This is a genomic window from Amycolatopsis sp. Hca4 (genome assembly GCF_013364075.1).
Classification (GTDB): domain Bacteria; phylum Actinomycetota; class Actinomycetes; order Mycobacteriales; family Pseudonocardiaceae; genus Amycolatopsis.
The window spans coordinates 1,537,633-1,558,492 of record NZ_CP054925.1 but is presented as its reverse complement, the minus strand read 5'-3'; the positions used below and the strand labels follow the sequence as shown (position 1 = coordinate 1,558,492).

Annotated in this window: 16 protein-coding genes and 2 pseudogenes; 12 read left to right on the top strand and 6 right to left on the bottom strand. The window is 72.8% G+C overall.

All coding sequences use genetic code 11. The annotated features are described in order from the left end of the window. Positions 1-2: 2 nt before the first annotated feature. The 3 genes and pseudogenes from HUT10_RS06725 to HUT10_RS06720 form a co-directional block, all read right to left on the bottom strand. Positions 3-1,201 (bottom strand): annotated as a pseudogene (locus HUT10_RS06725) (DUF1501 domain-containing protein). Between the two features lie 17 nt (positions 1,202-1,218). After that, positions 1,219-1,440 (bottom strand): hypothetical protein, encoded by a 222-nt coding sequence (locus HUT10_RS52070; protein ID WP_368660747.1) that lies wholly within the window; start codon positions 1,438-1,440, stop codon positions 1,219-1,221. Positions 1,441-1,481: 41 nt separating this feature from the next. Beyond that, a pseudogene (locus HUT10_RS06720) lies at positions 1,482-2,500 on the bottom strand (DUF1800 family protein); the annotation flags it as partial. Positions 2,501-2,621: 121 nt separating this feature from the next. Between HUT10_RS06720 and HUT10_RS06715 the strand changes: the two are divergent. The 11 genes from HUT10_RS06715 (at position 2,622) to HUT10_RS06665 (ending at position 14,461) form a co-directional block, all read left to right on the top strand. Next, a complete protein-coding gene (locus HUT10_RS06715; protein ID WP_217709549.1) occupies positions 2,622-2,951 on the top strand; it encodes a Sec-independent protein translocase TatB in 330 nt (109 codons plus the stop codon). A gap of 286 nt (positions 2,952-3,237) precedes the next feature. Next, positions 3,238-3,546: a hypothetical protein gene (locus HUT10_RS06710; protein ID WP_176170368.1), complete on the top strand. Its 309-nt coding sequence runs from the start codon at positions 3,238-3,240 to the stop codon at positions 3,544-3,546. Between the two features lie 91 nt (positions 3,547-3,637). Continuing rightward, complete coding sequence (locus HUT10_RS06705; RefSeq protein WP_176170367.1) at positions 3,638-6,505, top strand: glycoside hydrolase N-terminal domain-containing protein; 2,868 nt, start codon at positions 3,638-3,640, stop codon at positions 6,503-6,505. A 121-nt stretch (positions 6,506-6,626) separates the two neighbouring features. Then, positions 6,627-7,949 carry an MSMEG_0569 family flavin-dependent oxidoreductase gene (locus HUT10_RS06700; RefSeq protein WP_176170366.1) on the top strand — a complete coding sequence of 441 codons (1,323 nt, stop codon included), beginning with the start codon at positions 6,627-6,629 and terminating at the stop codon, positions 7,947-7,949. Further along, positions 7,949-8,785: an amidohydrolase family protein gene (locus tag HUT10_RS06695; RefSeq protein WP_176170365.1), complete on the top strand. Its 837-nt coding sequence runs from the start codon at positions 7,949-7,951 to the stop codon at positions 8,783-8,785. Before HUT10_RS06700 ends, HUT10_RS06695 begins: the two co-directional genes overlap by 1 nt. 4 nt (positions 8,786-8,789) lie before the next feature. Continuing rightward, positions 8,790-9,302 carry an MSMEG_0572/Sll0783 family nitrogen starvation response protein gene (locus tag HUT10_RS06690; protein WP_086864132.1) on the top strand — a complete coding sequence of 171 codons (513 nt, stop codon included), beginning with the start codon at positions 8,790-8,792 and terminating at the stop codon, positions 9,300-9,302. Positions 9,303-9,311: 9 nt separating this feature from the next. After that, positions 9,312-10,382 carry an MSMEG_0568 family radical SAM protein gene (locus tag HUT10_RS06685; RefSeq protein WP_176170364.1) on the top strand — a complete coding sequence of 357 codons (1,071 nt, stop codon included), beginning with the start codon at positions 9,312-9,314 and terminating at the stop codon, positions 10,380-10,382. 1 nt (position 10,383) lies between these two features. Next, positions 10,384-11,754, top strand: coding sequence for an MSMEG_0567/sll0787 family protein (locus HUT10_RS06680; RefSeq protein WP_176170363.1), 1,371 nt, complete (start codon positions 10,384-10,386; stop codon positions 11,752-11,754). Next, positions 11,751-12,581 (top strand): carbon-nitrogen hydrolase family protein, encoded by an 831-nt coding sequence (locus HUT10_RS06675; protein WP_176170362.1) that lies wholly within the window; start codon positions 11,751-11,753, stop codon positions 12,579-12,581. The genes HUT10_RS06680 and HUT10_RS06675 overlap by 4 nt, the downstream gene beginning before the upstream one ends. Beyond that, positions 12,582-13,412, top strand: a complete 831-nt coding sequence (locus HUT10_RS06670) for a carbon-nitrogen hydrolase family protein (RefSeq protein WP_176170361.1) — start codon at positions 12,582-12,584, stop codon at positions 13,410-13,412. It abuts the gene before it with no gap. After that, positions 13,412-14,461, top strand: a complete 1,050-nt coding sequence (locus HUT10_RS06665) for an MSMEG_0565 family glycosyltransferase (RefSeq protein WP_176170360.1) — start codon at positions 13,412-13,414, stop codon at positions 14,459-14,461. The genes HUT10_RS06670 and HUT10_RS06665 overlap by 1 nt, the downstream gene beginning before the upstream one ends. Here the strand turns inward: HUT10_RS06665 and HUT10_RS06660 are convergent, their stop codons facing one another. After that, complete coding sequence (locus HUT10_RS06660; protein WP_176170359.1) at positions 14,462-15,331, bottom strand: LysR family transcriptional regulator; 870 nt, start codon at positions 15,329-15,331, stop codon at positions 14,462-14,464. A gap of 74 nt (positions 15,332-15,405) precedes the next feature. Between HUT10_RS06660 and HUT10_RS06655 the strand changes: the two genes are divergently transcribed. Continuing rightward, a complete protein-coding gene (locus tag HUT10_RS06655) occupies positions 15,406-16,248 on the top strand; it encodes a TIGR03620 family F420-dependent LLM class oxidoreductase (protein WP_176170358.1) in 843 nt (280 codons plus the stop codon). Between the two features lie 14 nt (positions 16,249-16,262). Here HUT10_RS06655 and HUT10_RS06650 read toward each other — a convergent pair whose 3' ends face one another. Then, positions 16,263-17,927 carry an RICIN domain-containing protein gene (locus HUT10_RS06650; RefSeq protein WP_176170357.1) on the bottom strand — a complete coding sequence of 555 codons (1,665 nt, stop codon included), beginning with the start codon at positions 17,925-17,927 and terminating at the stop codon, positions 16,263-16,265. Positions 17,928-18,158: 231 nt separating this feature from the next. Beyond that, complete coding sequence (locus tag HUT10_RS06645; protein WP_176170356.1) at positions 18,159-20,834, bottom strand: glycoside hydrolase family 9 protein; 2,676 nt, start codon at positions 20,832-20,834, stop codon at positions 18,159-18,161. Positions 20,835-20,860 lie beyond the last annotated feature (26 nt).

Here is a 20,860-nt window from a genome sequence, read left to right as displayed (position 1 = left end):
GCTCAGGCGAACAGCCCGTCCAGTCGGCCGCGGTGCCCGGGCAGCACCCGGCCCGCGTCCGTGCCGAGGACGTTCTCGACGAGCGACGCGTAGACGTCGCGGAAGTCCGTGCTGAGCTTCAGGTCGCCGTCGTCGAGGTCGGTCAGGCTGGGTTCGGCGCCGTGGAAGCCGCCCTTGACCCGCGCGCCGAGGACGAAGACCGGGCCCGCCGTGCCGTGGTCGGTGCCCTGGCTGGCGTTCGCCGTCACGCGCCTGCCGAACTCCGAGTAGACCAGCACCGTCGCCTGCTTGCCGCGGTCGGTCTTCCCCAGCCGCCGCACGAACGGCGTCAGCGCGCCGTCCAGTTCGGTCAGCAGCCGCTGCTGGGTGCCGCGCTCGTCGGCGTGGGTGTCGAACCCGCCCAGCGACACCGAGTACGCCCGCGTCGGCACGCCCGCCTCGATCAGCCCGGCGACCACGTCGAGCTGGGCGGCCAGCTCGCCCTTGGCCTTCTTCCCGTCCTTCGCGGGCTGCCCGAGCGTCTGCACGGCCCGGTGCAGGTCGGTCACCGAGCGCGCGGCGCGGGCCTGCCAGAACCCTTCGCCGGGCTGTGCCGCGCCGAGGGCGGCGAACGCTTTGCCGAGCGCGCCCTCCGGCAGCTTCAGCCCGCCGACCGGCAGGGACGCGGCGGCGGTGCGCTCCCCGGCGAGCAGCGGCGGCAGCACCGGGTCGACCGAGACCGCGCGCAGCGGGTCGTCACCCGTGGCGTCGAGCCACCGGCCGAGCCAGCCGGTCGGGACCGGCGTCCCGGGCGAAGCCGTCTGCCAGATCGCCATCGACCGGAAGTGGCTGTGGTCGGGCTTGGGGTAGCCGACGCCGCGCAGCACGGCGAGCCTGCCGTCGTCCCAGAGGCTCTTGAAGCCCTTCATCCCGGGGTTCAGCCCCAGCCCTTCGCCGAGGTCCAGGACCTCTTCCGGCCGGTAGGCGAGTTCCGGGCGAGCGGCCCGGTAGGCGGGATCGGCCGCCGGGACGACGGTGTTGAGGCCGTCGTTGCCGCCGTAGAGGGTGACGACCACCAGCACCCCCGCGCCGGGATCGAGGGGTTCTCCTGCGCGGCCGACATCAGCCGGCCCCAGTCGACCTGCGTGGCGCCGGCGGCCAGGGCCGCGGCGGCCGTGACGCCGGTCGCGGTGAGGAACCTGCGACGGTTCACCTGCTGCACGAAAAGTCACCCGCTCACTACGTACTCGGGGCACAAGCGGCCACTGCGGACAGTTGACGGACGTTGCCTGCCACGCCGGCCAGCGCGGTACGCGTGCGGTCCGGCCAGGCGTCGACGCCGAGCAGGTCGCCGACCGCGGCGACCTTGTCCCGCGCCTTCGCCACCACGCCGAGATCCGCGTGCGCGGCCACCAGCTGGGCGGCGTGCAGCCGGGCGACCCCGCCGACGTCGTCAGCCACGCCCCGCCCGCGGCCCAGCCCCCGACGCTCGGCGGCTGGAACGGCACCTGGCCCATCCCGCGCAACGCGGCGAGCAGCTGCCCGCGGGTCTTCTCGTCGAGCCTGCCCGGCCGGACGCCGAGTGCGCGCAGCAGCCCGGCCAGCCATTCGACCGGTTGCTTGACCAGTGACGTCCCGCTGTCGTGGAACGCCGCTTCGCCGGTGATCGCGCGCAGCAGGGCGGTGATGTCACGCCGGCTGCCGTAGGCGGCCACGAGCCGGCCGAGCGTGTCCGGCGGCGGCGGGGTCGCGGACACCAGCCGGGCCCAGATCCGCCCGACCACGAACGGGGCCGAATCCGGCCGGCCCAGCACGAGGTCCACAAAGGACTCCGCGGTGAAGTCGCCGCTGGCGCCCAGTATCCGTTTCACCCCGTCGTCGTGCCGCTTGGCGACCAGCTGCGCGCCGGTGGCGTCACGCTTGGCGGTCCAGCCGGTGAGCGCGCGGGCGGCCTCGCGGACGTCGTCTTCGGTGTAGTGCCCGATGCGAGGGTGAACAGTTCCATGAACTCGCGGGAGAGGTTTTCGTTCGGCTTGCCCGCCTTGTTGCTGTTCCCGTCGAGCCACAGCAGCATCGCCGGGTCGACGACCATCGCGCGGGCCAGGTCGGTGAAGCTGCCGAGCGCGTGTTCGCGCTGCGTCCGGTTCTGCGCGAGCATCAGCCGCGGGCTGCGCACCTTCTGCTCGCCGGTGGCGAAGTGGCCGTGCCAGAACCAGGTCAGCCGTTCCACGGACGCGAGATCGGTGGCCACCATCCGGTCGAGCCACCAGCCGACGGCCTGCGTGGCCTGGGCCTGGACCGCCTGGCGTGCCTGCTGCTTCGCGGCCGGGTCCGTGCCGTGATCGTCCGGTGGCGGCCCGAAGTCGGGCGGCGGCGTCGCGGCGGCGCCGGGATCCGGGCCGCCGCCCAGGAGCCGATCGCGGGTCTCGGCGAACCCGCGGTCGAGGTCACCGGGCCGCGGCCCGAAGCCGAGCCGGTCGTGCAGCCGCCGGACGGCGGCCCGTTCGGAGAGCACCACCATGTGTCGATGCTGCTGTCCGGACCCGGCGGGTGACGAGGTCGGCCGGGGTTTCTTAAGCCGATCCACAGGTCGGCCGCCGTCCTCAGGGTCCGCACAGCGAGCGGCGGGTAGCGTCCGCGCGGTGTTCGGTCTCAGCCTGGAGCACCTGGCGATCCTCCTCGTGGCGGCCCTGTTCGTTCTCGGGCCCGAACGGCTGCCCGGTGCGGTGAGCCAGGTGACCCGCGCGATGCGACGGCTCCGGGGGTTCGCCGCGGGTGCCCAGCAGCAGCTGGAGGCCGAGCTGGGCCCGGAGCTCGGGCAGTTGCGCAAGCCGCTGCAGGACCTGCAGGCGCTGCGTGAGTTCGATCCGCGGGCCGCGTTGCGCCGCCACCTGCTCGACGACGAACCGCTCCCGCGCCCGACCGGACTGCGCCCGGGGGAGCGGGCACCGATCGACACCGACGCGACCTGAGCCCGCGCCGGGGTGGGTGCGGGCTCGGCGGCAGACGGGGGGCGTTCTGCCGCCGAGCTCACCCTGCCGGCGATCGGGCCGGTCGGGGGGTGTGCCGGACCGATCGGATCGGCACCGGGGGAGAGGGCACGGCGGGGCCGGAATGACGGGCCGGGCCCGAACTCACCGGTTCGGGTGACGCGCCGGGCCGAGCTCCCGGACACGACGAGATCTCGCTCGGACCACCCGGACGTGGGGCGTTGCGTGGCGGCTTGGTTCGTTCGGGTGATCGTCGTGACACTGAGGTGTGATCGCCCGGCTGAAGCGTCAGGGCGACGGGGTGAGCCCCCTCGACCGGGGTATGGATGACAGCACTGCGTCGCGAACCATTTTCGGCAAGCCCGTCCACCACGCGCGGTACGCCCGTCCGCCGCTGCGGTGGCGGACCGCGACGGTGCTCGTCGCCACCGCGGTCGTCATCGGCGTCGCGGACACCCTGATCGGCGCGATCGTGCTCGGGGCGGTCGCGGTGCTCGCCGCGCTGCGCGCCCGCTGGGTCCGGGCCGTCGCCCGGCTCGAGGACATTCTCGAAAGCGAACTGTTTCGCGAAGAGTGAGTTCGAAACAATCGAATGGTAATTACATCGACAATGGCTCCTAGAAAGCGCGAAAATTGCGGCGAAACTGCCCCGCGCCAAAGGAGTCCACGTGCCGGACCTGCCGTTCGACCGCCGGGGTTTTCTCACCGTCGCCGCGCTGGCCGCCGGGGCCGCGGCGCTGCCCGGTGGACTGCTTTCCCGCGCCGCGGGGCCGTCGCTCGCCCTCCCCGAGCGGGGTGTCAACGACACCGCCCCCGCCACGTCCTGGACGGACGGTTTCCTGAGCGGCAACGGTGAATACGGTGCCACTTTCCACGGTGCGCCCACCCTGGAAAAGGTGATCTTCAACCACCACCGCTTCGTCCTGCCCAACGGCACCCGGACGGTCACCCCGCCGGTGCTCGCGAGCCGCCTGCCGGGGGTCCGGGACAAGGCGCTCGCCGGTGACTACGCCGGGGCGAACCGCGACTTCGCGGCCGGCTGGTCGCTGCGGTGGACCCAGACCTACCACCCGGCCTACGAACTCCGGATCGCGACGCCGGCCATGACCACCGCCGACGGTTACCTCCGCACGACCGACTTCCGCACCGGCGAGGTCGCCACCGGCTGGACCGATGGCTCCGGCACCTGGACCCGGCGAGCGTTCGTCTCGCGCGCCGACCGCGTGGTCGTGCACGAGCTGACGCCGGCCCCCGGCCGGACGATCGACGCGACCTTGAGCGTGTACACCGCGTTGGAGGGCACGCCCGGGAACGTGGGCTTCACGACCCGCGCCACCGTCGCCGGCGGATCCGGCTACCTGAACCTGCGCGGCACGTACCCCAGCGGGCAGGGCGCGTTCGGCTACGAAGGCGTCGCCCGCGTCTTCCCGGCCGGCGGTAGCGTCTCGGCGGCCGGGAGCACCATCGTCGTCTCCGGCGCGACGCGGTTACTGCTGCTCACCAAGCTCGACCGGTACGAGACGCCGAACGCGTGGGACGCCCAGCCGCTGCACGCGGCGCTGGCCGCCACCGACACCGACTACGCCGCCCTGCTGGCCCGGCACACCGCGGTCCACACCGCCTGGTACGACCGCTCCCGGCTGGACCTGAACGTCTCCGCCGCCGACCGGGCCCTACCGGTCGGTCAGCTGATCGCCCGGCAGAACGGCAACCAGGGCGTCATCGACCTCGCCCTGCTGGAGCGCCTCTACGACTCGGGGCGGTACCTGTTCATCAGCTCCAGCGGAGTCCTGCCACCGCGGCTGACCGGGATCTGGACCGGGACCTGGACCGGTGCCTGGGCCGACGACTTCACCACCGACGCCAACGTCAACCTCCAGGTCGCCGGGGGAAACATCCTGGACACCCCCGAAGCCATGCAGGGGTACTTCGCCCTCATCCTCGGGCAGCTCGCCCAGTGGCGCACCAACGCGCGGAACCTCTACGGCGCCCGGGGCTTCCTCGCCCCGTCCCGGACCGACGGCGAGTACGGGCACATGCTCCACTTCGACGCCGGCTTCCCCGGCCAGACCTGGACCGGCGGGGCCGACTGGCTGCTGCACCCGCTCCTCGAGTACTGGGAAGTGACCGGCGACCAGGCGTTCCTGCGGGACAAGCTGGGTCCGGCGCTGATGGAGCTGGCGTTGTTCTACGAGGACTTCCTGACCCGGACCGACACGGGCGGCAAGGTCGTCTTCGTCCCGTCCTTCTCGATGGAGAACGCGCCGGGCAACACCCACGTCCTCCTGTCGGTCAACGCCACCGGCGACATCATGGCCGGCAAGCACGCCCTGCAGGCCGCCATCACCGCGGCCGACGGGCTCGGCGTGGAGCAGGGCAGCGGCCAGGGCGTCCAGCGCTGGACCGCTCTGCTCGGCAAACTGCCCGCGTACCGGATCAACGGGGACAACGCACTGGCGGAGTGGTCCTGGCCGAGCCTCGCCGACAACTACGACCACCGGCACGTCCACCACCTGTACGGCGCCTGGCCGCTGCACGAGCTCAACCCGGAGACCCGGCCGGAGCTGATCGCGCCCGCGCTGCGGGCCCTGGAACTGCGCGGCGACGAAAACCTGTCCGCACACGGGAACCTCCACCGCGCGCTGGCCGCAGCCCGGCTGAAGGACGGCGGGAAGGTCTACGCCAACCTCCGCAAGATCCTCGGCAACACCATGGTCTTCCGGTCGCTGATGACGTCGCACAACCCCAACCTGCAGACCTACAACGCCGACGCGGCCCACACGATCCCCGCCGTGCTGGCCGAGGCGGTGCTGTACTCCCGGCCGGGGGTGCTGGAAATCCTGCCCGCCCTGCCCGGGCAGCTGGCCAAGGGGTCGATCACCGGCGTCCGGGCGCGCGGCCGGATCCGGGTCCACCGCCTCGGCTGGGACCTGCCCGCGCGCACGGTCACGCTCTCCGTCACCTCGGCGATCGACCAGGCCGTCACGCTGATCAGCCGCCGGGGCCTGACTTCGCTGACCACGACGGCGCCCGTGAGCCCGTCGCCGCTGGGTTCGCACGCCCGAGTCGTCTCCCTGGTGGCGGACCAGCGCGTCGATCTCACCGTCGCACTGGACGCCGGGTACGTGCGGCTGGTCAACCGGCGCAGCGGGAAGGTCCTCGACGTCACCGGCGGCGGAACGGCCGACGGCGTCAAGGTCGTCCAGTGGACCTGGTCCGGCGGCGCCAACCAGCAGTGGCAGGTCCGGGCCAACCCGGACGGCTCGGTCCGGTTGGTCAACCGCAACAGCGGCCGGCTGCTGGAGAGCCCCGCTGGCGCCGGTCAAGGCACCCAGCTGGACCAGGCGCAGGACACCGGCGGGGACAACCAGTGGTGGCAGCTCACCGGCACCAGCGACGGCTACTACCGGCTCGTCAACGTCCGCACCGGCCTGTGCGCGGACGTCGAGGGCGGCTCGGGTACCGACGGCGCCCGCGTGCTCGGCTGGCCCGTCACCACCGGCACCAACCAGCAGTGGCAGCTGGTCGACGGGTGATCCGGCCGCCGGGCCGGTGTTAAGCGGCGGCCGGAAAAGTCGTCACACGGGGGCGGCCTGGTAACACGCCGGTGTTCCGGGGGAAACCGTCCGGAAATGGTTCGCCGGTGCACTGATCGGCATGACCTTCCAGCTCGACGGCCTGCACCGGCCGGTGATCGTGGTCGGCGGCGGCCAGGCGGGACTCTCGATGTCCCACTGCCTCACCACCGCCGGAGTCGGGCACGTGGTGCTCGAACGCGAGCGCGCGGGGCACGAATGGCGGACCCGCCGCTGGGACAGTTTCTGCCTGGTCACGCCGAACTGGCAATGCCGGCTGCCCGGGTTCCCCTACCCGGGCGACGATCCGGACGGGTTCATGGTCCGGGACGAGATCGTCGCCTACCTCGAGGCGTACGTGAAGGAGTTCGACGTCCCGCTGTACGAGGGCGTCGAAGCGACGCGGCTGCGGCCGCTGCCCGAGGGCGGGTTCCGGCTCACGACGTCGGCCGGTGAGCTCACCGCCGACCACGTCGTGCTGGCCACCGGCCCGTACCAGGTGCCGCTGAAGCCGCGGCTCGCCGAACGGCTGCCCGAGCACGTCGTCCAGCTGCACTCGGCCGAGTACCGCAACCCCGCCCAGCTGCCGGACGGCGAGGTGCTGGTCGTCGGCACCGGGCAGTCCGGCTGCCAGATCGCCGAGGACCTGCACCTGGCCGGGCGCCGGGTGCACCTGGCCGTCGGGTCGGCGCCGCGGGTCGCGCGGCGCTACCGCGGGCGGGACGTCGTCGCGTGGCTCGACGAAATGGGGTACTACGCCAGAGGGATCGAGGAGTTCGCCGACGCGGACGCCGTGCGGTTCCGGGCCAACCACTACGTGACCGGCCGCGACGGCGGGCACGACATCGACCTGCGCGCGTTCGCCGTGGAGGGCATGCAGCTCTACGGCAGGCTCACCGATGTCCGAAGAGGACGGATGACGTTCGCCGGCGACCTGCGGCGCAATCTCGACGCGGCCGACGCGGTGTCCGAGGGCATCAAGGACTCCATCGACGCCTTCATCGCGCAACGCGGGATCGCGGCGCCGCCGGAAGCTCGCTACCGGCCGGTGTGGGAACCGGCGGACGAACCCCGGACCCTCGACGCGGAAGCGCTTTCGGCCGTCGTCTGGAGCACGGGCTTCGGCCGCGACCACCGCTGGATCGACGTCCCGGTGTTCGACGGCAAGGGCTACCCGACCCACCACCGCGGCGTCACCAGCTGCCCCGGGCTGTACTTCCTCGGGCTGCCGTGGCAGCACACCTGGGGTTCGGGGCGGTTCTGCGGTGTCGCCGCGGACGCGGCGTACCTGACCCGGCGGATCACCGGTGAGGGGCGGGGTGCCGACGTCCGGTGGATCTCCGGCACGCCGGTGAGCACCTACCCGGCCGACGACGACTGGGTCGCGCCCCGGACGGTGGCGTGATGCGCTGGACCCACGACGCCCACCGGCACCTCGGCGTGCTGCCCGCGTACCCGTTCTACGGCGGGCCGCCGGTCGCCCCGGCGATCGGCAGCCGCGCGACGATCGGCGAGCTGCTGTCCGACATGGACCGGGAAGGGACCGAACGCGCGCTGGTGATCCCGAACTACGGCGTCCCGGACCCGGCGATCGCGTTCTCCTTCAACGAGCTCTGCGTCGAGGCGGCGGGCAAGGACGAACGGATCAGCGCCGCGCTCTGGGTGTCCCCCCGCGCCGAGGACGCCGGCCGGACCGGCGAAGCACTGGCACTGGCCGGCGAACGAGGCGTGCGGGCCCTGAAACTCAGCTTCCTGCTGGGCGGCAGGGCATCCGATCCCGCCTGCAAGCCGCAGCTGGACCGGATCTTCGCCACCGCGAAGGAGCACGACCTCGTCGTGCACGTCCACACCTCGCCCGGCGCGGCGTCGGACATCGACGAGGTCGGCAAGCTCGTCGACACCTACGCTGGCGACGTCAAGCTGCACCTCGTCCACTTCGGCGGCGGGATGAGCGGGCACATCAAGCTCGTCGGCGGCCGCTTCTTCGACTGGATCGCCGCCGGCAAGCAGGTCTACACCGACCTGTCCTGGGCGATCGGTTTCACCCCGCGGTGGCTGGTCGACGAAATCTCGCGGCGCGGCATCGGCCACGACCGCGTGCTGTTCGCCTCCGACCAGCCGTGGGGCGATCACGAGGGCGAACTCGCGAAGCTGGCCGCCGCGGCCGGCGACGGCGAGCTCGCCGACCTGGTTTTCCGCGGCACGTTCGACGTGCTGTACGGATCGACGAAAGGGAAATAGACCGATGGCAGAGCTGACCGAGACCGAGAAGACCAGCCTCGACGAGATCCCGCACCCGTCGCTGCCGCAGGGGTCCAGCCTCTACGGCGGGACGAAGGTCTTCCCGGACTACCAGGCCGAACCCGGCCAGAGCTACTTCACCCTCGTGCACGGCATCGCACACGAGTCGTCGGTGAGCTTCGTGGCGATCCTGCAGGCGACCCGCGCCCTGCGGAAGGGCTTCGAGGCCGCGATCTACTTCTACGGCCCGGGTTCGCTGAACTGCCTGGCCACCCGCGGCTTCCCGACCACCGGCAACGCCGCGTTCCCCGGCGAGCTGAACATCAACGACCAGCTCAAGACGTTCATCTCCGAAGGCGGCAAGGCCTACTGCTGCCGCTTCGGCCTGTCGCTGCACGGTGCCCGCGAGGAGGACCTCATCGAGGGCGTCATCCCGACGCACCCCCTCGACGTCCAGGACGCGCTGATCCACTACGCGCGCAAGGGCGCGATCATCAACTCCACCTACATGTTCTAGGAGCGGTTCGTGCGCGTTGGCATCGAAGAAGACCTGGACACCCGCGCCGACATCGCCGTCCGCGGGGTGCGAGTGGACGCACCCGTACAACGCAGCAAGGGCGCCGGGCCGAGCGACGACGGCCACCTGGTCGTCGACGGTGCCAACGCGACGCTGCCGCTGAACCCCGAGAGCCCCTACGAGGTCCGCGACGGCCGGATCCACCGGGGCGCCGTCGACCTCGGGTTGAGCGTGACCCCGGTGGCGCGGCCGCGGTTCTACGACCTGTCCACTTCGGACGGGATCCCGTACCGGAAGATCGCGCTGCTGCACGGCAAGGACGTCCTCGCGACCACCGTCGTGCAGACCTGCATCCGGTACGCCGAGGACCAGCGCTGCCGGTTCTGCACCATCGAGGAGTCGCTGCGGGCGGGGTCCACCGTGGCCGCGAAGACCCCGCAGCAGCTGGCGGAAGTCGCCGAAGCGGCCGTGCGGCTCGACGGCGTCCGGCAGATGGTGATGACGACCGGCACCACGGCCGGGCCCGACCGCGGCGCCCGGCACCTCCTCCGGTGCGTCCGCGCGGTGCTCGACGCCGTGCCGGGCCTGCCGATCCAGGTGCAGATCGAGCCGCCGGGCGACCTCGGCGTGCTGCAGGACCTGCGGGACGCCGGGGCGACGTCGATCGGCATCCACGTCGAGTCGCTCGACGACGACGTGCGGCGGCGCTGGATGCCGGGCAAGTCCACCGTCCCGCTGGCCGAGTACGAAGCCGCGTGGGCCGAGGCGGTCCGGGTGTTCGGCCCCAACCGCGTCTCGACCTACCTGCTGATCGGGCTCGGCGAGGACCCGGACGAGCTGGTCGAGGGGGCCGGGCGGCTGATCGGCATGGGCGTCTACCCGTTCGTCGTCCCGATGCGGCCGATGCTCGGCACGCTGGCCCGCCGCGACGGCGCCACCGCGCCTTCGCCGTCGCTGGTCGCCGAGGTCACCAGCCGGGTCGCCGCCCTGCTGCGGGCCGCCGGGATGACCGGCGCCGACCAGGGCGCGGGCTGTGCCGCGTGCGGTGCCTGCGGGCTGCTCAGCGCGGTGGGCGGCTGACGTGGACCACGACATCCTCGCGCTGCTCGGCGACGTCCGCAGCGTCGCCGCCCGCCCGGCGGTCCGGATCTCCGAAGCCGATCACGACGGGCTGGCTGCCTACCGCGCGTTGCGCCACGAAGCGTTCGTGGCGCGGCAAGGGCTCTTCACCGGGCACGACCTCGACGACCACGACATCGATTCGCGAACGATCGTGCTGCTCGCCAGTGACACCGCGGGAGTGGTGCTCGGCGGGGTCCGGCTCGGCCCGGCCACCGACGGTCCCGACCTCGGCTGGTGGCGGGGCGGCCGCCTGGTCGTCGCCCCCGGCTCGCCGGCCGGCATCGGCTCGGCGCTGGTCCGCGCGGCCTGCGCGCGGGCCGAGGCCGATGGGGCGCTGCGGTTCGAGGCGACCGTCCAGACCCGCACCGAAAAGCTGTTCGCCCGTCTCGGCTGGCAGCGGGTGCGGCCGGTGACCGTGGCCGGCCACGACCACGTGCTGATGCGGTGGCCGATCGGCCGGATCGCCGCGCTCGCCCGCGCGACGAAGGCCGCGCTCGGCCCGCTGCTGCGCGGGCTGACCGGCGTGCCCGGCTTCGTCGGCGACGACGGTGTCCCGCTGCCGGGCACCGACGTCGTCGCGGCCTGCGACGCGATCATCCCGGCCATGGTCGAGCGCGACCCGGAGTGGGCGGGCTGGTGCTCGGTGCTGGTCAACCTCAACGATCTGGCCGCGATGGGCGCCACCCCGACCGGGCTGCTCGACGCGCTCGGCGCCCGCGACGCGTCCTTCGCCGCCCGTGTCCTCAGTGGACTCCGGAAGGCGAGCGAGGCGTACGGCGTGCCGGTGCTCGGCGGGCACACGCAGTTCGGCGTCCCGGCGTCGCTCTCGGTCACCGCACTGGGCCGGACCACCGACCCGGTGCCCGGCGGGGGCGGGAAGCCGGGGCAGCGCGTCTGGCTCACCGCCGACCTCGGCGGCGGCTGGCGGCCCGGCTACACCGGGCGGCAATGGGACTCGACGAGCTTCCGCCGCACGCCGGAGCTGCGCGAACTGCTCGGCTCGGTCGCGAAGGCGCGACCGGCCGCGGCCAAGGACGTCTCGATGGCCGGCATCGTGGGCACGCTCGGCATGCTCGCCGAGGCGTCCGGCTGCGGCGCGGTGCTGGACGTCGCCAAGGTGCCGCGACCGCGGGCAGCGTCCACAGGGGACTGGCTGACCTGCTTCCCGGGCTTCGCGATGCTCACCGCGGGCGCACCGGCACCGGCCGGGCCTGCGGTCACCGCGGCGTGCGGCGAGCTGGTGGCGGGCACCCGCGTCACGCTGCGCTGGCCCGACGGCGAACGGACGACCGCCATCGACGGCGGCGTCACCGGATTGGGGAACTCATGACGACACTGAGAATGGCCGCGGTCGCCGCGCCGTTCGACCGCGACCTCGAGGCCGACTTCGCCCGCATCGAGAAGCTGATCGGCGAGGCGAAGGCCGAGGGCGTCCGGCTGCTGGCCCTGCCCGAGGCGGCCCTCGGCGGCTACCTGGCCAACCTCGACGGCGGGGCCGAGGGCCCGCCGGCGCTGGCCGCCGACGGCCCGGAGCTGCGCCGGCTGGCCGCGCTCGCCGGGGACCTGGTGGTGACCGCCGGGTACTGCGAACTCGACGACGGCCGCCGGTACAACTCCGCGGTCTGCGTCAGCGGCGACGGCGTCCTCGGGCACCACCGCAAGGTCCACCAGCCGCTGGCCGAGAACGCCAGCTACGGCGCGGGCGGCGAGTTCGCCGCGTTCGACACGCCGGTCGGGCGGCTGGGCATGCTCATCTGCTACGACAAGGCGTTCCCCGAGTCCGCGCGGGCACTGGCCCTCGACGGTGCCGAGATCGTCGTCTGCATGTCGGCCTGGCCCGGCAGCCGGACCAACCCGGCCGCCGACCTCGCCGAAGACCGCTGGAAACGCCGGTTCGACCTGTTCGACCGGGCCCGTGCGCTGGAGAACCAGATCGTCTGGCTCTCGGCCAACCAGTCCGGCACCTTCGGCGACCTGCGGTTCGTCGCGAGCGCCAAGGTCGTCGACCCGGGCGGCGAGGTCGTCGCCGACACCGGTGTCGCCGAGGGCATGGCCGTCGCCGAACTCGACGTCCGGGCGGCGCTGGAAACCGCGCGGCGGTCGATGGGACACCTGGCGGACAGACGGCCCGACGCCTACCCGGTTAGTGTCCCGTGAATGGGGCAGACCCGGATCGCCGCCGTGGCCGCGCACTTCGGCCGCGACCTCGACTTCGACCTCCAGCGCATCACGACGCTGATCGACCACGCCCGCTCGGCAGGCGCCGCGCTGCTGGTGCTGCCGGACGCGGCCCTCGGCGGCTACCTCGCCGACCTGCGCCACCCGGACCCGGACGCGCTCCCGCCTGCCCTCGACCCGGACTGCGCGGAGCTGAAGACCATCGCCTCGCTCGCCGCGGAGATGGTCGTCTGCGTCGGCTACTGCGAGGCCGACGGGCCGCGGCGGTACAACGCGGCGGTCTGCGTGACCGGGGACGGCGTGCTCGGGCGGCACCGCAAGGTCCACCAGCCGCCGGGGGAGAGCGTCGCCTACCAGCCGGGTGACCGGTTCGCCGCGTTCGACACCCCGGTCGGGCGGCTGGGCATGCTGATCGACTACGACAAGACCTTCCCCGAGTCGGCCCGGTCCCTCGCCCTCGACGGCGCGGACGTCGTGGCCTGCCTGAGCGCGTGGCCGACCAGCATCACCAACCGCGCGCCGCGGATGGCCCAGGACCGCCAGTCCCGCCTGTTCGACCTCTACGACCAGGCGCGGGCGGCGGAGAACCAGGTCGTGCTGGTCTCGTCCAACCAGACCGGCGCGATGGGCGGGATGCGGTTCCTGGGCCAGGCCAAGGTCGTCGGGCCCGGCGGCGAAATCCTGGCCCGCACCTGGTCGAAGGCCGGGATCGCGGTGGCCGAGCTCGACATCGGCCAGGAGATCGCCAACGCCCGCCGCGTGCTGCACCACCTGGGGGAGCGGAAACCGTCGGTGTACCGGGAGGCCTGATGCGGATCGCCCTGCTGAGCTACTCGACCAAGCCCCGCGGCGGCGTCGTGCACACGCTCGCGCTGGCCGAGGCGCTGGCCGAACTCGGCGAAGAGGTCACCGTGTGGACCCTCGGCCGCGGCGGCGACGCGGGGTTCTTCCGGCCGGTCGACCCGCGGGTGCGGCTGGCGGTCGTCCCGTTCCCCGATGTCCCGGGCGAGTCGGTGGGCGAGCGGATCCTGCGGTCGATCGCGGTGCTGCGCGCGGCGTTCACCCCGGACGCCTACGACGTCGTGCACGCGCAGGACTGCATCAGCGCGAACGCCGTCGACCGGTGCGTCCGGACGATCCACCACCTCGACACCTTCACCACGCCGGAACTGGCGGCCTGCCACGAACGCGCGATCGTCCGGCCGTACGCCCACCTCTGCGTGTCCGCCTCGGTCGCCGCGGAGGTCCGCGCCGGCTGGGGCATCGAGGCGACGGTGATCCCCAACGGCGTCGACTACGACCGCTTCGCGACCGCCCCGCGCACGCCGGAGCGGGGGCGGTACGTGCTGGCGGTCGGCGGGATCGAGCCGCGGAAGGGCTCGCTGGACCTGCTGGAGGCGTACGCCCTGCTGGCCGACCCGGACCTCCGCCTGCTCATCGCCGGCGGCGAGACCCTCTTCGACTACCGCGACTACCGCACGCGCTGGGAGAAGCGCGCCGCGGAGCTGGGCGTCTCGCCGGTGGTGCTCGGCCCGGTCCCGCACGACTCGCTGCCTTCACTGGTGGCGTCCGCCGCGGCGTTCGCTTTCCCGTCCACGAAGGAGGGTTTCGGGCTGGCGGCGATGGAGGCGCTCGCCGCCGGGGTGCCGGTGGTGACCCGGGACCTGCCGGTGCTGCGGGAGGTCTTCGGCGGGGTGGCGCGGTTCGCCGTGGACCCGCCTGGGTTCGCCCGGGAGCTGCGGGTGGCGCTGGGCGGGGTGGATCCGGCGCCGGGGCGGGCGCTGGCCCGGCGGTACACGTGGGCGGCGGCCGCGGAAGCGCATCGGGTCTTCTACCGGGGCCTGCGTCGCTTCGGGTGATCAGACCGGGTCGTCGCGGAAGGCGGCTGCCGCGCACTCGGCGCCGCTGCCGGCCTGGTGCTGGGCCACCACGACACTGCCCGCGATGGTGATCGGCGGTTCGAGGGGGATCGCGCGCACCCGGGTCGAGCGGATCTCGGCGGCCTGGTCGGCGGGCAGGACCGTCCAGGTCCGGGGATCCGAGCCGACTTCGACGATCGTGTCCTGCAGCGTGCCGGTCGGCCGGCCCGGCTTCGCGCACAGACCGGTTTCGTGCAGGGCCACGGCCACGGCGTCGTAGAGCGCCGGGTCGTGCTCGCGGGCGGGCAGGCGCAGCGCGTCGTCCGCCAGCTCGGTCAGGCCGGCGGCGGGGCGAGCCGCGGCCGGGTGGTGGCGGGACACCACCGCGTACAGCCGTTCGGTCCAGGCCGGCAGCACCTCCAACCCGGGCACCGAACGCACGCCCCTGGTCAGCGCCAGGTCGAGGTCACCCTGCCGGAGCGCGTTGAGCCGGGCTTCGACGGGCAGGTCGACCAGGACCACGTCGAACTCCGGCGCCCGCTCGCGGAGGGCGTCGATCCCGCGTTCCAGGCGGGCGGTCAGGCCGGCCGCGGTGCCGATGCGCACGGTCGTCACGACCTGCTTCGCCGCGAGCTCCACCTGACTGGCCGCGGCCAGCGTGCTGCGCGCGGCCTCGAGCACCCGCTGCCCGGCGGCGGTGAGCCGGACGCGCCGGGGCGACCGGTCGAGGAGCCGGACCCCGAGTTCCCGCTCCAGCCGGGCGATCTGCTGGCTGACCGCGGGCTGCGCGATGTGCAGCCGCTCGGCGGCCCGGCCGAAGTGCAGCTCGTCGGCGACCGTGACGAAATATCGCAGGGTCCGCAATTCCATGATAAGCCGAGCTTATCGCAGCACGTGGCGGTTGGTGGTGGCAGGCGCCGCCGTCCGCTGCTGGAGTGGTGATCATGACCATCGAACTGGGCCCCGTCGGCGCCTACCTGACCACCGCCGAGGCGACCGCGGCCGACGCCGTCGCGCTGGAACAAGCCGGGTACGGCGCGATCTGGCTGGCCGCGTCCCCGGCCGCCGACCTCCTCGCGGCGGAGCGGCTGCTCGACGCCACCAGCCGGATCGTGGTGGGCACCAGCGTGCTCAACGTGTGGCAGGCCGACGCGGGCACGGTCGCCGACGCCTACCACCGGATCACGGCGAAGCACGACGGCCGGCTCCTCGTCGGCATCGGGGCCGGCCACCGCGAAATCGACGCCGGCTACACCTCCCCGGTGGCGAAGGTCGAGAGCTACCTGGACTTCCTGGTGGCGGCCGGCGTCCCCGCCGACCGCGTGCTGCTGGCCGCCCTCGGTCCCCGGATGCTCCGGCTGGCGGCCGAACGGGCGGCCGGCACGCTCACGCTCCAGGTGACGCCCGAGCACACCCGCCGCGCCCGGGAAGCCCTCGGCCCGGGCAAGCTGGTGATCCCCGGCCACGGCGTCGTGCGGGACACCGACGTCGAGCGCGCCCGGGAGACCGGCCGCGCCGGGCTGCGGCCGATCCTCGGCATCTCCAGCTACGCCGCCAACCTCCGCCGGATCGGGTACACCGACGACGAGCTGACCGACCCGTTCGCCGACCGGCTGCTCGACGCCCTCGTCCTGCACGGCGACGAGCCGGCCATCGCGGCGGGCATCCGCGCGGAGCTGGCGGCCGGCGCGGACCACGTCGGCCTGCACGTGCTGGGCGAGGACCCGATCGGCACGCTGAGGTCGGTCGCCGACGCCGTCCGCGACGGGCAGGGCCTGCCGGTGTAGCGCCCGGCTGCGGTTCACGCCGTGGGGGCGGTCCACTGCTGGTTCGGCTGGCCGTTGCACGCCCAGAGGAGCACCTTGGTCCCGTTCGCGGTGCCCTGGCCGCTCGCGTCCAGGCAGAGGTTGGACTGGACGCCGGTGATCGTGCCGTTCGCGTTCACCGTCCACTGCTGGTTGGCCTGGCCGTTGCAGTCCCAGATCACCACCGGTGTCCCGTTGGCCGTGCCCTGGCCGGAGGCGTCGAGGCACTTGGTGCCGTAGACGGTGAGCTGGCGGCTCGCGGTGCGGGTCCAGGTCTGGCCCGGGCCGCCCTGGCAGTCCAGCAGCTGCAGCTGGGTGCCGTTGGCGGTGGTCGCGTTCGGCACGTCGAGGCAGCGGCCGGACTGCTTGCCGGTGATCGGGCCGCCGCCCGCCGGGGGCGTGCCGTCGGTGCCGGTGACGGTGAGCAGGACCGCTTCCCCGGCCGGGACCGAAGTGGCGTAGCTCGAGGCGAACGTCCCGCGGTCGGCGCCGGCCCAGACGTCCCGGACGGCCGCCGGACCCGACAGGCCGAGGGCGGACCACCGGGCGGTGATGGTGGCGGCCGAGCCGGTGCGGTTGAGCAGGACGACGGCCCGGCGGCCGGTGCCGGACAGCACCTTCTGGTAGACCTGCAGGCCGGTGGCGTCCTCGGCGACCTTCGTGCCCTGCCGCCCGAGCGAGTCCTGGTCGATGGCGATCATCTCGCGGTTGGTCAGGGTGGCGCGGGTGGCCGCGCTCATGTCGCTGGGCTTGTTCCCGGCGATCAGCGGGGCACCCGAGATGGCCCACAGGCTCAGGTGGGTGCGGTTCTGCGCGTCGGAGAACCCGGACAGGCCGGCGATGAGCATGTCGGGATCGTTGTAGTGGCCGGGACTCTGCGCGGCGGCGTGCTGCGCGGCGTCGAAGTTGGCCAGCATCCGCGACATCGACGGCTTCTCGCCCCAGTAGATGATGTCGCCGCTGGTCCGCCACAGGTTCGAGATGCCCGGCGCCCAGTTCCACGGCTGGCTGCTGCCCCATTCGCAGACGGAGAACGTCATCGGCCGGCCGGTCTGGGCGGTGGCGCGCGAGATGGAGTCGCTGATCTGGGTGTAGGCCGTGCGCGCGTTCAGCCCTTCGGCCTGGCCGCCGCACCAGTCGACCTTCACGTAGTCGAAGCCCCACCGCGAGAACTGGAGGAAGTCCTGGTCGTAGTGGCCTTCCGCGCCAGTGCCGGGGTAGGCGGGGTGCCCGGTGGGGTAGTAGTAGCCGCAGCCGTTGCGGCCGGCGTCGGTGTAGATGCCGGCTTTCAGGCCCTTGCTGTGGATGTAGGCGGTGATGGCGGCCATCCCGCCGGGCCACTTCGCGGTGTCGACGGTGATGTTCCCGCCTGCGTCCCGGCTCCCGGTCCACCAGCCGTCGTCGATGTTGACGTACTCGTAGCCGGCGTCCTTCATGCCGGAGGACACGATCGCGTCCGCCTGTTGTTCGATGACGGTGTGGTCGATCGCCCCGGCGAAGGAGTTCCAGGAGTTCCAGCCCATCGGCGGTTTGGTGATGGGCGCCGGAGCGGCGGTGGCGTTCGACGGCGCCGCGAGGGTGAAGAAGGCGGCGATCAGGGCGCATACTGTCCACAGAGGACTCAGCGTGATTCGGCGTGCTTGCGGCAACGGAACCCCCATCGACGGTGACGGTGGAATGTGAACGCTAACACAGGCGGCGGGGGAAGCGGTTTTTCCGCTGAAAGTTACAGGTTCCGCGCCGGAGGAGGGGCCGGTATGCTCGCCGGTGGCCGCAATCCCGGTGCTGCGAAGACGGGCGATCGGGTGCCGGACACCGGGAGTTTCCGGCACCCGCGCCCGTACCAAGTCCGGCTCGGCGGTGTTCGCGGCTCACGTCCTGAGCCGCGAAGCTCACGGCTCGGTGCCCCAGGCGAGCGCACCCGACCGGTACGCCGTAACAGTCGCCAGGTCGCTGAACGACCCCGCCGCCCGGTAGCTGTAGTCGTCGGCCTGGTTGAACCCCGACCAGTCCGCCTTGGCCACCCGGATCTGGACCTCGCCCGTGTTCGCGCCGGCGGCCAGGCTGCCGCCGGTGAAGGCGAGCTCCACGTACGCGTCCGCGCCCGGCCGGGGCGCGCCGAGCTTCACCACCCGCAAGCTGACGTTGCCGCAGCCGGCCACCGCGTAGTCGCACCAGATCTGGTAGCCCGGGCTGGTGGCGTCGCCGGTGAACCAGTAGCGGGCCGTGACACCGCTCAACGCGACCGCCGTGCTGCTCCGGTTGACGATCTGCAGGCTGGTGCGGATCTGGTTGTCCGTCGCTGCACTGCCGGACCGCTGCTGCACCGCGAGCGAACCGGTGCCCGGGTCGCCGCCGGTCGTGGTGGTGACCGAGACCGGGCTACTGGCCGCGGACTGGTTGCCCGCCGCGTCGCGGGCCCGGACCGAGAACGTGTACGCCGTGCCCGGGGTGAGGCCGGTGACCTGGTAGCCGGTTGCGGTCGTGCTGCCTATCGCCGCCCCGGCCGCGTTGAGCACGTCGTAACCGGCGACGCCGACGTCGTCGGTGGCGGCCGTCCACACCAGACCGACACTCGTGCTGCCGGCGGTGGCGGTGACGCCCGTGGGTGCGGACGGCGGCGTGGTGTCCGCTGTGGACGGTCCCGGCGGCGTGCCCCACAGCACGGTCGAGCCCTGGGCGAGCACCAGCCGCGCCGCGTCCGCGGGCGCTGATCCGCTGGGGGCGAGGCCGGTGTGCGACCAGTCGTCGGCCGGGTTCCAGGTACCGGCGCTGGTGATCCGGAACTGCACTTCCTTGCGGTAGCGGGACTGTCCGCCCGGCGCGACGCCGCCCGAGCACGTCACCTCGACGTAGTGGACCGCGCCGGAGAACGGGCGCACCACGGGTGCGTCGCACTGGTTGTAGGCCGAGGTGACCGAGATCTGGCCGGGCGTGGTGGCGCCGTCGAGGGTGAAGTAGTAACGCAGCGAGCCGGTGAAAGTGCGGGCCGGCCACGCCGACTTGTTGAGCACGTATGCCTTGACCTCGGTGAACGTGCTGCCGTCCGGCTGGTTGAGCGCGCCCTGCGCCGAGAGCTCCGGGCCGTCCGGGGTTTCCTTCGGTGGGAAGGAAGCCAGTGGGGTGCCGCCGTACTCGCCGTAGAGGCGGGCCAGCGCGCCGGTGAACCCGGCGTTGTAGTCGAGGGCCACCTCGTTCATCGTGTAGTTGGTGCGGTCGTCGGTGTAGGAGTCGTTGGCCGAGCTCGGGCCGCCGACGAGCGCGCCGTAGAGGGTGTGCCTGCTCTGCGCCGGCTCGTTGATGTTGTCCGCCCACGAGCCGTGCGCGGTGCGGTGGTGCGGGTTCCGGGGCGGGTTGACGCCGAAGCCGACCTCGAAGCTCGCGCCACGCGGGTTGTCGCCGAGCGCGTAGTCGATCTGCCGGACACCGAAGTCGTGGTACGTCGTGGCGCGCGTGGGATCGCTGCTGCGCAACCAGTCCGAGTAGGTGAGCGCCACGAACGCGGTGTTCGCCGCGTAGCGCAGCGAGCCCCACTGGTCGAGCACGGCCTGGCCGCCCGGGGAGTAGGGCACGCGCTGGCCGTTGACGCCGGTGGTCCACCAGTCCAGCCAGCGGTTGGCGTCGGCGACGTATTCGGGGTCGCGGGTGAGCTGGGCGAGCAGGACGTAGGCGCCGTAGGACTTGTCGTCCCAGGCCAGCGTCCAGCGGTAGGACCGGGTGGTGGTCTGCGGCTCGGTACCGAGCTTTTCGTACTCGGCACGCGCCTTCGCCAGGTACGTGCTGTCGCCGGTGGCCTTGTAGAGCCAGATCGCGCCCCACACGAGCTCGTCCTGGTAGCCGCTCCAGGACTTGTAGAAGCTCTGGGCGTCGGTGATGCAGTTGGAGTAGACGCCGCGGTGGTTGTCGGCGAACGAGTACAGCTGCTTGGCGTGGGTGAGCAGGGTGGCCGCGTAGCCCGGGTCGCCGGTCTGGAACACCATCGAGCCGGCGGCCAGCTGCGCGGCGGCCTCGCCGGCGAGGTCCGAGCCGGGGCAGGCGTCGTCGATGCGGTACGCCGGCCGCGCCATGGTCATCGTCTCGGCGGGACCCCACCACTTGTGGTCGTCGTCGCCCTTGCCGACCTGGCCGTAGAGCACGTCGGGCTGCGGATGCGCCTTGATCAGCCAGTCGGCACCCCAGCGCAGGTTCGACAGCAGGTACGGCCACTGGCCGGAGTTCTGGTAGGCGGTGCGGTTCTCCAGCGCGCCCCAGGCGAGCATGGTCATGCTGAACTCGAACGGCAACCCGAACTTGACGTGGTCGCCGGCGTCGTAGAAGCCGCCGGTGAGGTCGAGGCCGGCGTCCTTGCCGTCGTCGAGGGCGGACGGGCCGCGCCACGAGACGCGGTTGTCGGCGGGCAGGGCGCCGGAGCGCTGGGCGTCGTAGAACCAGACGGCCTTCTGCAGTGCCTCGCCGTAGTTGAACTTCCCCGCGGCGCCGGCCGGCGGCCCCGGGACGACCAGAGTCAGGCCGAGCACGAGCAAGGCCACGATCGCCCGGGCTGTCGCCTTCGCCGTTGAAGAACGCACACCGCCTCCTCGCAACTGGGAGCGCT

Excerpts from the sequence above, each read along its gene's own strand:
- HUT10_RS06700 (WP_176170366.1), top strand. The coding sequence starts at position 6,627 with ATGACCTTCCAGCTCGACGGCCTGCACCGGCCGGTGATCGTGGTCGGC.
- HUT10_RS06675 (WP_176170362.1), top strand. The coding sequence starts at position 11,751 with ATGACGACACTGAGAATGGCCGCGGTCGCCGCGCCGTTCGACCGCGAC.
- HUT10_RS06660 (WP_176170359.1), bottom strand. The coding sequence starts at position 15,331 with ATGGAATTGCGGACCCTGCGATATTTCGTCACGGTCGCCGACGAGCTG.
- HUT10_RS06655 (WP_176170358.1), top strand. The coding sequence starts at position 15,406 with ATGACCATCGAACTGGGCCCCGTCGGCGCCTACCTGACCACCGCCGAG.
- HUT10_RS06650 (WP_176170357.1), bottom strand. The coding sequence starts at position 17,927 with ATGGGGGTTCCGTTGCCGCAAGCACGCCGAATCACGCTGAGTCCTCTG.
- HUT10_RS06665 (WP_176170360.1), top strand. The coding sequence starts at position 13,412 with ATGCGGATCGCCCTGCTGAGCTACTCGACCAAGCCCCGCGGCGGCGTC.
- HUT10_RS06670 (WP_176170361.1), top strand. The coding sequence starts at position 12,582 with ATGGGGCAGACCCGGATCGCCGCCGTGGCCGCGCACTTCGGCCGCGAC.
- HUT10_RS06690 (WP_086864132.1), top strand. The coding sequence starts at position 8,790 with ATGGCAGAGCTGACCGAGACCGAGAAGACCAGCCTCGACGAGATCCCG.
- HUT10_RS06695 (WP_176170365.1), top strand. The coding sequence starts at position 7,949 with ATGCGCTGGACCCACGACGCCCACCGGCACCTCGGCGTGCTGCCCGCG.